At 46.6% G+C, this 16565-nt stretch carries 11 protein-coding genes; 6 read left to right on the top strand and 5 right to left on the bottom strand.

Annotated features, from left to right (window positions below; all coding sequences use genetic code 11):
- Positions 1-215: 215 nt before the first annotated feature.
- On the bottom strand, positions 216-5585 hold the full coding sequence (locus tag QUA04_RS24715) for an AAA family ATPase (protein ID WP_333262043.1): 5370 nt from the start codon (positions 5583-5585) through the stop codon (positions 216-218).
- A gap of 514 nt (positions 5586-6099) precedes the next feature.
- Between QUA04_RS24715 and QUA04_RS24710 the strand changes: the two genes are divergently transcribed.
- Positions 6100-7083, top strand: a complete 984-nt coding sequence (locus tag QUA04_RS24710) for a tetratricopeptide repeat protein (protein ID WP_333262040.1) — start codon at positions 6100-6102, stop codon at positions 7081-7083.
- A 329-nt stretch (positions 7084-7412) separates the two neighbouring features.
- Here the strand turns inward: QUA04_RS24710 and QUA04_RS24705 are convergent, their stop codons facing one another.
- Positions 7413-7805 carry a hypothetical protein gene (locus QUA04_RS24705; RefSeq protein WP_333057711.1) on the bottom strand — a complete coding sequence of 131 codons (393 nt, stop codon included), beginning with the start codon at positions 7803-7805 and terminating at the stop codon, positions 7413-7415.
- A 152-nt stretch (positions 7806-7957) separates the two neighbouring features.
- Positions 7958-8569, bottom strand: a complete 612-nt coding sequence (yidD, locus tag QUA04_RS24700; RefSeq protein WP_333262037.1) for a membrane protein insertion efficiency factor YidD — start codon at positions 8567-8569, stop codon at positions 7958-7960.
- A gap of 222 nt (positions 8570-8791) precedes the next feature.
- On the opposite strand from yidD, the gene chlP reads away from it, so the two are divergent.
- Positions 8792-10012, top strand: a complete 1221-nt coding sequence (gene chlP, locus QUA04_RS24695; RefSeq protein WP_172186475.1) for a geranylgeranyl reductase — start codon at positions 8792-8794, stop codon at positions 10010-10012.
- Positions 10013-10141: 129 nt separating this feature from the next.
- Here the strand turns inward: chlP and QUA04_RS24690 are convergent, their stop codons facing one another.
- Positions 10142-10684, bottom strand: coding sequence for a Dps family protein (locus tag QUA04_RS24690; protein ID WP_333262035.1), 543 nt, complete (start codon positions 10682-10684; stop codon positions 10142-10144).
- Positions 10685-11039: 355 nt separating this feature from the next.
- On the opposite strand from QUA04_RS24690, the gene QUA04_RS24685 reads away from it, so the two are divergent.
- The 3 genes from QUA04_RS24685 to QUA04_RS24675 all read left to right on the top strand — a co-directional run bounded on the left by QUA04_RS24685 (position 11040) and on the right by QUA04_RS24675 (position 13839).
- Positions 11040-11285 (top strand): Asr1405/Asl0597 family protein, encoded by a 246-nt coding sequence (locus QUA04_RS24685; protein ID WP_333156175.1) that lies wholly within the window; start codon positions 11040-11042, stop codon positions 11283-11285.
- Positions 11286-11358: 73 nt separating this feature from the next.
- Positions 11359-12021 (top strand): (2Fe-2S) ferredoxin domain-containing protein, encoded by a 663-nt coding sequence (locus QUA04_RS24680; protein WP_333262032.1) that lies wholly within the window; start codon positions 11359-11361, stop codon positions 12019-12021.
- Between the two features lie 486 nt (positions 12022-12507).
- On the top strand, positions 12508-13839 hold the full coding sequence (locus QUA04_RS24675; protein ID WP_333262029.1) for a hypothetical protein: 1332 nt from the start codon (positions 12508-12510) through the stop codon (positions 13837-13839).
- A 38-nt stretch (positions 13840-13877) separates the two neighbouring features.
- Here QUA04_RS24675 and QUA04_RS24670 read toward each other — a convergent pair whose 3' ends face one another.
- Positions 13878-16040, bottom strand: coding sequence for a flavin-dependent dehydrogenase (locus tag QUA04_RS24670; RefSeq protein ID WP_333262026.1), 2163 nt, complete (start codon positions 16038-16040; stop codon positions 13878-13880).
- A 193-nt stretch (positions 16041-16233) separates the two neighbouring features.
- Between QUA04_RS24670 and QUA04_RS24665 the strand changes: the two genes are divergently transcribed.
- Entirely contained in the window at positions 16234-16467 is a 234-nt protein-coding gene (locus QUA04_RS24665) for a hypothetical protein (RefSeq protein ID WP_190662685.1), read from the top strand.
- The last annotated feature ends 98 nt before the right edge of the window (positions 16468-16565 follow it).

The following is a 16565-nucleotide window of genomic DNA, read 5'->3' as shown; positions in this document are numbered from 1 at the left end:
ATAATTCAGTATCAGGTAACAGGGGAATATTTAGCTGTCTTGAAGGGAGTCACTGCCAGTAGTATAGTTCAGGCAGTAACTTTTTAGACTTCGTATGTTGTTGCGCTTTAGCGCTAAAGTGCAACAACATACCTACCCCATTTCGATCGCCTAGTTTGTAGGGTGTCTCAACAGTCGATCGCACTTTTGCTGTGATTTTCAGGTATAGCAACCGCTTAATGTAAATTGTGTAGCCTGTCTTTGATTTTTGTGCGAGTCACCAATGCAGACTCACAGCGTTCCCAGTACATTTTAGCAACGCGATCGCCCTGATTCTGACGCCAACACTCTTCAAAAAGCCGCGCCGCTTCAAATAACTTCCCTCCCGAGTAAAGTGCCCTAGCTTCTGCAAACAATTCCAGCCTAGCTAACTTGCCATCTTTAATTGCTACCGGGTCAGCATCAAACACCTCATAAATCGTCACAGCTTCGGATTTTCCCTTGACTTTTACCGTATCGAGAGTGCGGATTGCGTATTGGGATGGATTTTTCAGGCGCGTATAAGTTGGCTGGGTAATTAATAGCGCCACCCCATAATTTTTCGTCAAACTTTCTACGCGAGAAGCTAAATTCACCGCATCGCTGATTACCGTCCCGTCCATGCGATTTGGTCCTCCCACAGTTCCCAGCATCAAAGAACCCGTATTAATCCCAATCCCAATCTGAATTGGCGCACAGCCAGCGTTAGCGCAGTATTCATTGTATTCAACGAGACGGTGCAGCATAGCAATTCCCGCTTTGACCGCATTATCCGCCTCGCCGCTAAATAGCGCCATAATCGCATCGCCAATATATTTGTCGATAAACCCCTTATTTTCATTAATGACGGGTTCCATGCGAGAAAGATAAGAATTGATAAATTTGAAATTATCCTCCGGCGTCATAGTTTCCGAAAGCGTGGTGAAGTCGCGAATGTCGGAAAACAACACCGACATTTCTAACTGCACTTGGTCGCCCAATTCCACATCAATGATGCTTGATTTCTCTAAAAACTGGAGGAATTGATGGGGAACAAATCGCTCGTAAGCTTTGTTGAGTTGAGCCAGCCTGCTTTCATTTTCGCGTACTTCTGTATAAAGCTTAGAATTTTGAATTGAGATCGCCGCTTGTCCAGATAAAACTTTTAATATTTCCACTCTTTCTGGGGTAAAAGCTCCCGCTGTCAAATTATTTTCTAGGTAAACAATACTAATGATTTGAGATTGATTAATCAGCGGCACACATAAAATTGATTTGGGCTGATGCTTTCTGATGTGGCGGTCGTTGGTAAATTGTCCCGATCGGGCAGCATCATCCAGTACCACGCTTTCTTGAGTGCGACTTACATAATTGACAATTGCGGAGGAAACTTCTTGACAGGTTTCAACGGGGATTGACTGCAACACGGTGACGAGTTCGTCATCGATTGTCCCTTCAGCTTCAATGAACAGTTGTCCCTGGCTTAACAAAATCAGATAGCCTCGTTGCGCCCCTGCATTTTCAATCAAAATTTTCATCAAGCTAGACAGTAGCTTATCTAGCATAATTTCTCCAGAAATCGCTTGAGAAGCCTTCATTACTGCGGTGATATCTAGGTGATTCCCCGAACCAGTCGTTGTCATTGCTACGGTAGTTTGAGTATTTTTCCTTCCCGGTTGAGTTACCGCGAATAAGTGGGGATATCGCGTTTCTAAATCCGTTACCTTAGCAGTGGCTCCCCATTCAACATAACAATAATACGCCTCAAATATGTAGGCTTGAGCAACTTTTGTTTTGCCCCATTCCCCGTAGAAGTTGGCTGCTAGTTCGTTGGCCAGGGCTTCGTCATTAACATATTTGTTTTCTTTTGCTCCAGAAATGGCGCGATCGTACATTTCAATCGCCTCAGCTTTATTGCTCAACACTCGTTGCCGTTCTGCTTCCACTAAATACCATTTATGCAGATAATTCATCGGAGCGTTTTGCGCCCACTGTTGCAGCGTGCTTTGATGGCTTTCGACTAAGGCAAGAATTTCTGTTTGGTCTGCTTCTGGCTGTGCCCGAAAAAGTGCCAGGTGCGTCAGGGCGACATAAAAATGAAAAATTGGAACAAAAGCCGATCCAGATACTCCCATCAAATACTGTTTGACGTGGGAAATATGGTCTAGGGCAGCCGTATAATTGCCATAGCAGTAAGCAAGCAGCAGTTTGAAGATGCAGGCACAGGCGATCGCCGTGAATTCATTATCCTCATAGTGCTTGGGAATCATAACCGTTTCATCGTAGGCAGAGCCTATTAACAAATCCGGCCGAATACGGGTTTCCTTTAAGTTTTGCAACGTCTGCTGAATCATATCCAAATAAACCCGAGCAGAATATTGTTTCAACTGCGCCATGACAGCCCTGTAACTTGCTATTTCTGGTTCCCAAGTGTCTAGTTCTACCCCAGCGAATAAATAAGTATAAAAGCAAATATATATGTTGTAGCCAGCGTTTACAAAGTCGCCTGTTTCCATGCCCAACCTATAGCCCTCTTTCAGCGTCGGTATCGTTGCCAAAAGAGATTCTTGGCGATGCTGAATCCAGCCACCAAACAAAAGTAGAACTGTGGACTTGAATTCGGGCACATTCAACCGATCGAGCAATGAGAGTGCCAATTGCCCAAAGTCATAGCCGGTTTCCACCTCTTGTAAAAAGGCACAGAACACCATCCCGTGCATCGCATACCCCACCGTCGATGCGGGCGCATTCCCAAAGGAGAGCGATAAACTCACCATCGTTGAGCTAAGCAGGGGCAGCAAACCGGGCATTCCCTGGAAAATGGGTGGAAACAACATACCAGACAGTTGCATAGCTGCCTGAGTCTGTGGATTTGTCATCACAGGTAGGTCAACCAATTCCTCAATCTTTCTGTCGCTTAGTTGAGCCACAAGGGCTTGTAGCGCTTTGCCAATCTTGGCTTCATCAGGTTCGGCAGGAAGTTCAATCCCCAATTGTAAGAGTGCGTCTCTTGCTACTGCGATCGTTTCTAACACCTTGCTCTGGGCTGTCTGAGCGGCAATTTTAATTTCGTAAATTTTAACTCGATCTAAAATCGTCTGAGCTTCTTGCAAAACCAGTGATGCTATCTGTTCCATACCATCAAAGTCACCATTCAAATAGGCAATTTCAGCAGCAGCAACATACAGATTTAGCGCCAATTCATATTGAGTTTGCCAGCATTGAGGTGTCAGTAGCTCAATTCCCGTTTGTAGATAGATCTTTGCCGCAGCGTAGGCGGTAGAATTTCTAGCCTTACGTCCAGCTTCTAAGTTTAGTTGGGCTAAGTCTGAGCGTTCACTTAATTGATGAATTAACTCAATTCCTTGATTTGAATGCCCCACAATATCAAAGAGTTTTTCTTCTCTTTCTATCTCGGAAGAACTTTGTAGCAGTAGCTGTCCTATTTTCAGATGAGTGGCTTGTTTTTGGTCGTCGGGAATCAATGAATAAGCTGCTTGCTGGACGCGATCGTGCAGGAACTTATAAGTGGGATTAGCAACAGACTGATTCGGGGATTGAGTATCTGATTGAATGAAGTTATAGCCTTCTAAAATTACTAAAATCAGTCCTTCTTGCAAGGCTTTCCACAGCGCTGATTCCGTTTGTTCTGGTAATTTTTCGCTGACTATTGCCACTGTCTCTAAATCAAACTGCGCCCCAATGCACGCGGCAAGTTTGAGAACATCCTGAGTTTCTTTGGGCAACTTCTGCAATTGTGCCGCCATAAACTCCACTACATCCGAGGCGTCGGCAAATGTAACTTGATTAATATCGCACTGCCACCCCCCTTTACTGCCTTCCTTACTAAGAGGGGATTGAGGGGGGTTAAAAATAATTTGACCATCTTCATGCAACGCCTTGAGGAATTGAGTAGAGAAAAAGGGATTACCTTGGGTTTTTTGATAAACCAATTCTGTCAGGGGGCCGGCTAAAGATAAATCGCAAATCAGCGTATCTGCTACCAACTGATTGAGATCTGCTAAACTCAACGGTTGCAGGGTAATCGTATTCACCACTGCTCCAGACTTCACAATCTCATCCACAGTCAACATAAACGGATGAGCCGGTGATACCTCATTATCCCGATAAGCACCCAATACTAACAGATGCCCCGTATCATCCATCAACAGTTGTAGCAATTTCAGCGATGCCGAATCTGCCCACTGCAAATCGTCCAGAAACATCACTAAGGGATGTTCTGCTTGGGTAAATACTTGCACAAATTTCTGCATCAGCAGATTGAAACGATTTTGGGCGGCACTCCCCGACAATTCTAGTGCAGGACTTTGAGCGCCAATGATGTGTTCTAATTCAGGAATTACGTCAATCAAGACTTGCCCACTCTCGCCTACTGCGGTGAGAATCAGGGTTTTCCATCTGTGTAACTGAGCGTCACTTTCTGATAATAATTGTCCCATCAATTCCCGAAATGCTTGCACAAATGCCGAAAAGGGAATATTGCGCTGGAATTGGTCGTATTTGCCTTTGATAAAATAGCCACCCTGTCTGGCGATCGGCTTGTGGACTTCGTTCACGACTGCGGTTTTACCAATGCCAGAAAAGCCAGCTACTAGCATCATTTCGGCACTAGCATTACGAACTCTTTCAAAGGCCGCTAATAGATGAAAAACTTCTGTTTCTCTGCCGTATAACTTTTCGGGAATCAGAAAATGGTCTGTAAGATCCAGCGTTCCCAAGTCAAATTCTTCTATCCTATCGGTTTCTTGTAATTGAAGCAAACACATTTCTAAGTCCTGCTTAATACCCAATGCAGTTTGATAGCGATTTTCGGCATTTTTCGCCATCAATTTACTGACAATTTGAGAGACAATTACCGGAATTTCTGGCTTGATTTCGTGCGGGGGAACTGGTTGTCTGGCAATGTGGCAGTGAACTAGCTCTAAAGCGTCTTCTGTCTCAAAAGGCAGTTTTCCTGTCAGCAATTCGTAGAAGGTGACGCCGAGGGAGTAAAAGTCAGTGCGGTAGTCGATAGAGCGATTCATCCTACCAGTTTGTTCCGGAGAGATGTAAGGGAGGGTTCCTTCTAAAACGTTGGGATTTTTCAGGGTTGGCATTTCTCGCGTTAGCTGAGTGGAAATGCCAAAGTCGATAATTTTGAGCTGTCCCGTTTCCGGGTTATAAACAATATTTGAGGGGTTAATATCTTTGTGGATGATATTGGCGCTGTGAATTTGTCCTAAAGTTTCAGTGGCAGCGATCGCCAGGAGCAGAAATTCCTTTAGACTAAACTTTCGCTGCTGCATCCATATTTTCAAGGATTCCCCACCAAAGTCCTCCACAAAAATCACGAGGCTGTTTTGGTATTTTTGCAAGTCATAAACTTGCACGACTCCCGCCTCTTTCAGCTCTCGGGTGATTCGGTATTCGGTGCGGTAGCGTAGCAATTCTTGAGGTGTGGGGTAGCTCTCTTTGAGAAGTTTGAGGATGAGCGGTTGGCGATCCGCTTCCCGAAGAGCCCGGTAAACCAGAGAGTTGGCACTTTCGTAAAGCAGCTTCTGGACGGCAATACCTGGAATGGAGAGCATATTTATTTTTCTTGTAAAATTTAACGCGCAGTCAAAACACACCGGGTTCGTTGTGTCGAGAATAGCGCTTTAAAAAGGAACAAATTATGTTTGTATAACACACTCTTAGTTTTTCGGCAGCGAAGTGGCTTTCAGGTAGTCTGGCAGAGTCAGGGTAAGGAGTTATAATGCGACGAATCTAAGCCCTGTTAATTCTCAACTCCATGAATTGTCCCCGTTTCGGTTCTCCAAACATCGTTAAAAATTGTCCCACCCCCAGCGCTAAGCAAAACTTTAAATGTATATATTGTCACAGGCAGTTTGTTCAAAACCCCAGACATCAACCGATTTCAGAAGAAACCACAGAATTGATTGATCTGCTTTTACTAGAAAAAATATCTTGAACCCGGATTGTCAGAGTCACGGGGGTGTCGCCCCGCTGGGTGCAATACTATAGTAATCAAAAATTGATATCATATCATGTCAGGTCGATAAACCATGATATACTCCACAGGAGTACCCCTGTAAGATTCTGATGCCCAAACGAATTACGATCGCACCTCTTATGGCTGTCGTTTTGACCCTGTTTGGGATGGCAGCCTGTTCCACAACAACTTCGGCTCCCGATACCTCGACTCAAGCTAGTAAGCCGGAGAGCAAAGATTTGAATCCAAAGAATGCTGATGCTTACTACAATCGCGGTTTTGCCTACTATCAGCAGGGGGAAACAACGAAGGCTGTTGCTGATTATTCTAAGGCGATCGAGCTGAATCCCAACCATGCTGACGCTTACTACAATCGCGGGTGGTTATACTCTATCCTGGGGAAAGAGACGAAGGCGATCGCTGATTATTCTAAGGCGATCAAGTTGAATCCAAAGAATGCTGATGCCTACTTCGGTCGGGCTAATGCCAAGTATACCCTAGGGAAAACAGCAGAGGCGATCGCGGATTATACTAAGGCGATCGATTTTAATCCCAACAAAGCTGATGTCTACTTCTATCGGGGTGTAGCCAAGGAGAACCTAGGGAAAAAAGCAGAGGCAATCGCAGATTATACTAAGGCGATCGACATTTTGCCCAAATATACTCCTGTTTACGTCCGTCGGGGTAATGTCAAGTCTGCTCTAGGGAAAAAAGCAGAGGCGATCGCGGATTATACTAAGGCGATTGACATTAGTGCCACATATGCTGATGCCTACTACAGTCGGGGTAATGCCAAGTATGACATGGGGAAAAAAGAACAGGCGATCGCCGATTATACTAAGGTGATAGACCTTGAACCCGACTATGTTGATGCCTACAAAAAGCGGGGCTTAGCCAAGTCTGCCCAAGGGAAAAAAGCAGAGGCGATCTCCGATTATCAAAAAGCCGCTTACTTCTACAATAAACAAACAAACCGAGCCACTTATTACTGTAATAAACAAATAGACACAGCCGCTAACTGCAATGAACAAACAAGAAGCAGAAGTGATTACCAAGATGCTCTTAACCAAATAAAAAAGTTATCGGCACAGTAGCGATAACCTGAAATAGGACGTACACTCATCAATCCGGTTTCTCTAAATAATCCTGGGTTTGGTAGCGAAAAATCAACCAAGAAACCGGGTTTCTGGCCTGGCCGTAGCGATACATAAAGAAACCCTGTTTCTCAGAAAATATTAGAATTTAGTAGAGAAAAACCTAGGAAGAAATGGACGGTCAAAAAATCATCAGCCGTTGCAGAATCTTGTTGAATCAGGCGGTAAACTCGATCGCACGGCTGTTTAGCGTCGTTTGGGGGGCACTCAGGTGGGAAACAGTCGGGTCACTGCATTTGATAAGCTCTTAGATGATTTTGATCTACTTCCTACTTCCGCTTACCCTTCCCGGCTACAAACTCCCGCAGCCGCAGTAAACTAGCCGTTTGCCCCAAATTCAGCGGCAGCAGCGACACTCCCTCCAACCGAGACTGCACCCAACCATCGCCCCAATACCACTCGTGAAATCCGTCAATTCCCTGACTCAATAACAGCCGCAGACAATTGTGCTCAACAATATCAACGTGATGCTGAACTGCCACGGGGCCTAGCCAACTTGTAAAGGTCAAACCTTGAGCAAATTCTTCCGGCAAACCGCTAGACAACTGCTGTGGCCACAGCCACTGCTGCAATTGACTTGGACGCAACAAGCTGTCTCTAATCGCTGTTTCGGAAGCTTCAAGCTCAATCCGCAGGTTGCTTTGTTGAAAATTACCGAGCATAGCAATTTGAAATTTTATATAGGAACTTTACGTAACTTAAATGTAACTTATTGCACCGCGTTTGATCGACAAGCGCGATCGCACCCTCTAAAAATTCCCCTCCATTTAGTAAAAAAAATTTACCTATTTGGAGAAGCGGTTGGGGAGTAAAACTAGAAACAACTGCCACAATCCGCGCTGCCACAATCGAGTCCAGAACAATCCGCGCTGCCACAATCGAGTCCAGAACAATCCGCGCTGCCACAATCGAGTCCAGAACAATCCGCGCCGCCACAATCGAGTCCAGAACAATCCGCGCTGCCACAATCGAGTCCAGAACAATCCGCGCCACTACAATCGAGCCCAGAAAAACATTCCGAGATTCCACAATCTAGCCATTCAATACAGTCTAGCCATTCACTACAGTAATTTTCACACTGAGATCTTCTGCGAGGAGTTCTCCCCTGAGATTTTGGTCGATCGGATTTCGGTTCATCGTTACCCTCGAAATTGGAGTCTTCACTGCCAGATTCACTGCTAAACCGGGCTTTCAAGATTTGATTCGCGCGCTTGCAAGCCGCAAATCGGCGGCGCGATGCTTTGATCGCCCCAAACAAACCCAATTTGGCGATCGCGCCCTTGATATACTGCGAGCAAGACTCCCCCCCGTACAGCACTCGGTGAGCGCAAGAAAACCCTTTTCTCGGCGAGATGTGTTTCTGGTATCCGCTAATAGAAGCTACAGCTAAGTGTCGGAGGGCTGCATCAAAGATAGGCGTTTGCATTGGTTTCTCATACGTTAAGTATTTCCTTCCTGCTAAAAACTACAACCAACAGCTCAACAATTCCCCGCGCCCCATCCCTCGCGCGATGCCTATTTTCGTATCGAACTGTTAAGCTCTGTTTCATTTCATTGAAATCTCCCCTGCTTCACGCCACCGCATCCCAAGTCCGTGATACCATCACACCTGAGTAATGCCTATAGAAAAAAACTGGAGAGAAAAGCTTTGACACTAAGGGTTGCAGTAGTAGGTTCAGGCCCTGCGGGTTCTTCCGCCGCCGAAACATTGGTAAAAGCAGGCATCGAAACATACCTATTCGAGCGTAAATTAGACAACGCCAAACCCTGCGGTGGGGCGATTCCCCTGTGCATGGTCAGCGAATTTGACTTGCCGCAAAGTATTATTGACCGCCAAGTCAGAAAAATGAAAATGATCTCCCCCTCCAACGTCGAGGTGGACATCAATATTGAAAACGCACACGAATACATCGGTATGTGCCGCCGCGAAGTGCTCGATGGCTTCATGCGCGATCGCGCCGCTTCGTTGGGTGCAAAACTAATTAACGGCACCGTTCACAAATTAGAAATTCCCGGCAACAATACAGACCCCTATACTCTCCACTATGCCGACCACTCCGACGGCAGCGCCATGGGAATTCAGAAAACTCTGAAAGTGGATTTGGTAATTGGGGCTGACGGCGCTAACTCCCGCGTAGCAAAGGCGATCGACGCTGGCGACTACAATTATGCGATCGCCTTCCAAGAACGCATCCGCCTGCCGGAAGATAAAATGGCTTACTACCACGACTTAGCCGAAATGTACGTCGGCGATGACGTATCTACCGACTTCTACGCTTGGGTGTTCCCCAAATACGACCACGTAGCCGTCGGCACCGGCACGATGAAAGTCAATCAAGCCAGTATCAAAAAGCTGCAAGCAGGCATCCGCGCCCGCGCTGCCAAAAAACTGATGGGCGGTGAGATTATTAAAGTGGAAGCTCACCCCATCCCGGAACATCCGCGTCCCCGCCGGGTTGTCGGTCGAGTTGCTCTCGTAGGCGATGCTGCAGGTTACGTTACCAAGTCTTCCGGCGAAGGTATCTATTTTGCTGCCAAGTCTGGCCGGATGTGCGCCGAAACTATTGTGGAGATTTCCAATAAAGGCGCGCGCATTCCGACGGAAGAGGAAATTAAGATTTACCTGAAGCGGTGGGATAAAGCCTACGGCATTACTTACAAAGTGCTTGACATTTTGCAGCGCGTGTTCTACCGTTCCGACGCTACCCGCGAAGCTTTTGTGGAAATGTGTGCCGATCGCGATGTGCAAAAGCTCACATTCGATAGCTACTTGTATAAGACAGTAGTACCGGCAAATCCTTTCATTCAGATGAAGATTACCGCCAAAACCATTGGTAGCTTGTTGCGGGGTAATGCTTTAGCGCCTTAATTCCCTGCGTGTAAGCGCACTTTGTATAAAAAAAGCGGGCTGTCACAAAACTGCTCGCTTTTTTTTAGATCTAAGATAACGAACCGCGAAGGCGCTAAGGGCGCGAAGGAAGAGGAAGAAGAAGAATTGTTAGTTCAAGTTCAACTGCACTAAGGTATCGGGGGCGAGGAAGTGGGAAATGTGATAAGCCCGTTCCTCGGTTTTTAGCAGGATTTTTTCGTAGAGGTAGCGCGTAGCTCGATCGCCCAAACTTTCAGCTTGTCCTGCTTGACGGCGCAGCAAACCGAGGATAGCTTGCTCCGCAGTCAAATCGTGTTCCAGCATTTGGCGGCAGGAATATACGCCGTCGGCTTCCGGCTCAAAACAGCACAGCTCGGCTAACTTGCTAAAGCTAGCTGCTGGTATGCCGCCCAACCCGTTTAACCGTTCGCCCAACTCGTGGACGCTATCTTGAGCTTCTCCGTAGCTTTCTTCAAAGAATTTGTGCAAGGAGTAAAATTCTGCCCCTTCCACCACAAAATGATGTTTTTGATATTGCAGGTATAGAGCCTGAAAACTAGCCAGCAGCGCGTTCATCCCTTCACAAATCGGTGCTGTGACTGAATGTTCCAGTAGAACTGGGTTTTCGGCTATGTGGCCAAACGGTCTCAATGCACTCTGAGTCTCAGCCATGTGTGTTCTCCTCTCAATAGGCAGTTTTGTTGCCAATAGAGTCAGTCTAGCACCCTAGATTTACCCGTCAAGCAGTGTCTGCCTCGATAGTAGAAGATTTTGTAGAGTAGGAAATTTTTTTTCTAAACCTATTGAGAATATTTAGCAGTTGCGTTATGCTTGAACAAGATCCTCGTTCTGAACGTTTCCTGAAAGTGGGGCGAACCTTCTGAAGGCAGGAGGCAGAAGGCAAAAGGCAGAATTTTTCAGGAAGGGCTGTTGATCATCTTTGATGTTCTGCTGAAATCTGGCTTTTAACTTCTACCCGCTACCCTTCAGGGTAAAAATTAATGCAAATTATTACTGTTGTTAAAAAATGAATCCAGCAGATCCAGAATTAGAAGTTTGTGACATTGTGCAAGTTAGTTGGCTAGATAGGTGGCAAGTTTACAAACGCTTGCAAGAACTAGAAATTCCCTGCTGGTGTGCTGTTGACCAACCTTTGCGGGCAAAAGTCAACACTGTTAAACAAGCGGCTCAGTTAATGAGCGTGTTGAGGCAAGTCAGTGCCCCTAGATGCGAACTGGTGCAGTGGCTGGAATGCTGCTGGCAAATCGGGTAAAGGTAGAAGGAAGTTCGGCAACGAGCAGTGTAGAAGATGTAACGGATTTAACGGATTTAAAGGAGTAATAACAATGTATAAATCTGGCAAGCAAGTTTCCGAATTCAGTTTAGAGGGAGAAATCCTCGCCCTGATTGTTGAAGATGGCTGCAAACTTAAATATTTGCGAATTAGCAGCGATCGCGGAGTAGAATATCTTGTTAAACTTTGCAAGGAATTGCGGTCATTTCTGTCGCCTATTTTGACACCGGGGTTGAGAGTTCAAGTTGTAGGTGAGAAAGAACTCAATTTGAAAAACGGTAAAATAAAACTTAAAGCTCGCAGCCTCAAGCTGGCTCAAGGTCACAAAGATCGATCGCCAGAACAGCTCGACTCCACCAATGGGCCTGTTGCGGTATTGACATCCGACGATCGCGCGATCGCTAAAACCGAAGTCACATCTCCCACAGCAGCTCAAACTGTAAAATCTCCGGCAAAAACCCAAACCAAAATATTAGTATGTCAAAAATCAGACTGCCTGAAGCGGGGCGCTGGAGGAGTCTGTAAAGCTTTAGAAAATGCTTTGAATTCGCGCGGTTTAGAAGACGAAGTGACAGTTCAGGGAACCGGATGTCTCAAACAGTGCAAAGCCGGCCCAAATATAGTTGTGATGCCGGACAAAACTCGCTATAGCCGCATTGCACCGGCAGAAGTTCCAGCAATCATTGACAAACATTTTGCAGTTGTTAAAGCTTAGGCGATCGCACGGATGCCGCAACAGTAAGTTATACCATTTTAGATTAAAGAATTAAAGAATTGGGAATAACTGATTATGTATGGGTTTGGCTCACGGCCCTACCGTTGCATCATTTTTTCAAACTGCTATTAGACATGGGGAAAAATCATTTTGATAGGACTCGCGGCGAAAAACTCACATCCCCAGGGTGTGGGTGGGCGCATCTTACGCCTTAATTTGAGTTCCGGTTGTATAGCGCCACCGCCAAAACGTTTAGGACGTTCTTAATGGCTCAAACCCTTGATTTTATTGCTTCTTCCTTCTTGCTAGTTGCGACTTCCATCGGGCTTTTTCGGAACGCTATAGTTCGATCGCGCCACTCGATTCACAGGTTATTGTCCCAAAAAACCGGAAAAATGCCAAAAACTATCACTTAGGGGCTTCCTTCGGGAGAATCTCTAAGGATAGACTGTATCTGAGACCCTGTGAGTATTGGGATAAAAAGCCATGTCAGAAGCTGATCTTCGAGCCCATCAGCACCAACCGCACCCTGCTGTTCCATCCGATACCGAACCATTGCAGTCAGATTTTGCTGCTGCTGGGGGTTTTGAGCCGATCGCCCCCGATGCGACAGACGCTCCCGCAACGGTTCCCCAACAGCCAGAAGAAGACTGGCAAACAGTAGATTTTCCCAACGCCATCAGTGTAGATGCAATTCCCACAAAACCGGAAATAAGAAATTCGCAATCTCCGACACAGCCGGCGGAGGCGGGCTCGCCCCCGATTTCAGAGAATCTAAAAAATATGCTTGGGAATGCCGAACAGGCAAAGGGCAAAGGATCAACCCCAGTCACCCTCATGCAAGCGCTGCACGAATGCAACCGCGACCTTTTGCAGCGCATCGCGCAGCTAGAAACAGCCCTCGAAGAGTCCCAAAAAACCTTGCAGAATCGCGAAGCTTTGCTAGAACAGCGGACTGCAGAACTCGAAAATACTCAAGAACAATTGACGCGGCTGTTTGGCAAAGTGGAAGTTTCCCATCAAACCCTCCAAAGTCAAGAAATTTTAGTCGAAAATTTAAGAAGTCAGTTGGCAACCAGCCAAGTCAGGCTAGCGACTGTTGAGCGGGAATGTGCGTCTACTGTGCAGCGCTACAACGAACAGTTACACCAGTTAGTAGCCACAGAAAATATTTGCAGGGAATTACGAGCCCGCTTGCACCGCCAGCAGCGCCACACTCTGCAATTCAAAGCTGCCTTGGAAAGAAGTTTGGACAGGCCGCAGGTAAAGTCGTCGAGGATCGAGCCGCCTGACAATAATCTGGACACCGCCAGCGCACAATTAGAATCTTTGCTCGCGGCGGTCAAAAGCTCTCAGATGCCGGTGCCGCCAGCCTTCAACGCTTCCCCTGTCCAACCTTGGTCGGAACCAGAAGAGCTTCCAGAGGTAGCCGCTGCTGCCGAGGCGATCGAGCCTGAATCCCCAGCCAATCTGGAACTCAACAAATTAGCCGAAGTATCCGGCATTCAATTGCACAAGAGCGAAACCTACCAACCTGATGAGCCGGCAACTGACTTGGCCGAACCGGTTGCGGAACCTGAACTGCCGGTGGCTGAGTCTGAACCCGAAACTGCTACCAAAGTGGACACCCAAGAATTAGCCAGGGCTTTTCAAATTTTGAACTCCGTTGAAACCTTTGGCATTCAAGAAGTGCGATCGAGTGTGGCAAAACCTACAGCAGTCGCCCAACCAGACTGGCTGAGCTTGATTGCCAGTCCGCTGCGGGCTTCTAAAAAACGCCGATCGCTAGCTGAAATTGAATTGCCGAGTTTTCGATAGCGAACTGAAGTTGCTAGTTTTGAGTCAACACTCAAAACTCAACACTCTTTTCTCCCCTTTCCCATGCCATAGGTGAGAGCATAGCTGGTAGCCAACAGCCACAGCCAAACAGCCGGATATCGGGGTTCCAACCAAGGCTGTACGCTGCGGGCGAAGCTGGGAAGCCATCCGAACAGCCAACTGGCCAAAGCCAGCAGAGTAAAATTCACGTAACTTCCCAGCCAGCGCCAAATATCCCTCAAGGTGACAAAATCTAAAATCCACAAGAGGAGAGAAGGATTTTTTCCGGCTGCTTCGAGCGCCAGTCGATTGAAAGTTAGCCAGTCGATTCTGTCTTTAATAAAAGTTTCGGCTACGGTGAGTTTTTGTCCTGCCAAAATACCGAAAAAGGTATTGAGAATTGAATTAATTCTTTGAGGCGGCAAACTGCTGCCGGTAGGAACCATCATACCTTTAGAAAACAGCCAAGTTACAGAAACATTGCTCTGGTAAGCGCGAATTTGGTTTAAGTGATTTGCAGTCAACAAATTGTGCTTTAATGCTGTATCCAAAAGGTCTGTTAAGCGGAAAAGATTGCGGACAAGAGAGCCGAAGCCGGTGAAAACGAGGGGAGATTGCAATGATGCTGCGTCGCCGATCGAGACTAGGCGATCGATCGCCACGGAGCGATCGCTGCTGTTGCTGCTAAAATGCCCCGGAATATAACCAAAGGTCGGTTTTTTCCACACCAATTTATCGACATCGCAGCGGCGGTATTCCGGTAAAATTGCGAAAAAATCCTCGTACATTTCCAGCAAAGAACCGGGATTCTCTGGATGTACTTGGTGGTAGTGAAATAGATAAACTGTCAGTTCTGTGCCGGCGCCGGGAAACAACTCCCAAATGAGCTGGCGCCCTCGGGAAATGTCCCCGTGAGTGTAGAGCACATCCCCGTACTCGGAATCCCATACTCCCGGCTCAAATCCTGCGTCGATGACTGCTCCCACTGTCGGACAAACGCTGTCAAAAGTCCGCCCTTCGTTCAATTGCCAAGCGATGGGAGAAGCCGAACCCATTGCATCCACCAGCAGCCGTCCTAATGCAGTGCGATCGGCTTTTGTCGGCAAGTAGCGGCCCTGAACTACTACTTTTTCCGCTTCAACATCGGCTCTGATAAACTCAGTTTCGTCCCAGATTTCCCCACCAGCTTCTGTTAGCTTAACTCCCGCTAAATTCAGCAATTTTTCGCCGTCCAAAGCTACATTGAGTACCTTTGGCGTGTGCAGAACTGGCGCTTGAGCAACGGGCGGATTGTTAGCATCAAAAAACTTGTTGTAGCCATCTTTGTATTCTCTGGCAATCAAAGTTTCGATTTCTGCCGCAGTAAATAAACCCAAATCAATTAAGCTTTGAATTTCATCCCGCGAAATATTCCACTCGCGATTCATTCGCCCGAAAGGCATTCGCTCAACTAGCAGCACCCGGTAGCCCAATCTCGCCATGACTGCGGCGTGAATCACTCCCAAGGCCCCGCCAATATAAATTAAGTCATAAAAAGTATCGCCAGAATCAGACACCAAAATCGTGTCTTCTGCCTTCTTCCCTGTTCCCTCTTCCTTCTTCCCTCTTCCTTCTGCCTTCTTCCCTGTTCCCTCTTCCTTCAAAAACACTACTTGTTTTGGCTTTTGAGGATTGCGAGTGCCTTCGCGCCAACGCTGTTCCCACCAGTAGACGCGCTTGAGGTCGTATTCGCCATTAGGCATTTTTTGGAAGTATTTGACGGTCAATGGGTAATAGGGGGCAAGAGCCTCAAAAATTGACTGTTTGGAGAGGTCTATGACAGGGGGTTCCCGGTAGCGATCTGGAAACTTGTTTCTCACAGCAAGATTGAGAGCTTCCAGGAACTTTCTTTCTCCAGCAGGCGCCTCTTCTAGACGAAAGACTTTTAAATAAGTGGTGCGTTGCAGTGACCAGACAAATAGGGAAAGTTCTGTCGATCGCCAATTTTGGTTTCCTGAATTGGTGTCAGCCAATGCGGGTTTTGGATTGGCATTTTGAGTTCCAGACTTGAGAACCTCGGCTGTTGTGGCTGGTGAAAGCAGGCGAAAGCCGTCAGCAGTAATAATTTTTTCTCCTATTCCGGGATCAAATTCGTGCTGCAACCAAGTGCAGACGGCTGCTGTATCCGGTGTCGGGACTTCTAGATAAAGAATTTCTTGCATGATTAGGCTCTCATTTCTGAATAAATTAATAAAGATGGGGGAGTTGACAAGGGAGCAAAGTAGGCTATACTCCCGAATACTTATTGAGTTTTAAATAAGTTTACAATGTTCTCAGATTTTTAGGTTTTCGATCGCTCTTGCTCTCGGTTGGCCCGCAGTGGCTGAATATCTACTCCTTTCGGTATGCACTTCTATGAATTATCCCATTCCTACGAATCCTCAAGAAATGATTGCTTTGCGACAGCAGCCACTGAATGAAGAATTGGTGGCGTCGGCGATCGCGGGTGTGATTCAAATAGCTCGATCGCGATCTCAGTCTTTGGATGAATTGAAGGCTGAGGTACTCGCCGACGACAATCTGCTCGATTTTGCTCAGAGGCTCTGGCTGAGCGACATTGTGGCTCAAGCTTGGAACAATTTGCCTTAAACTAGACTGCTGCTAAAAGATCTATAGCAATCCTAAATGATTTTCTATATCGAGAGCAATCCTAAATGATTTTCTGTGTGTAAGTATATTGACGTATT

The organism is Microcoleus sp. S13_C5, from assembly GCF_036700845.1.
In the GTDB taxonomy this organism is placed as follows: domain Bacteria; phylum Cyanobacteriota; class Cyanobacteriia; order Cyanobacteriales; family Microcoleaceae; genus Microcoleus.
The sequence above is the reverse complement of the archived record's forward strand: the minus strand, read 5'-3'. Positions and strand labels throughout refer to the sequence as shown.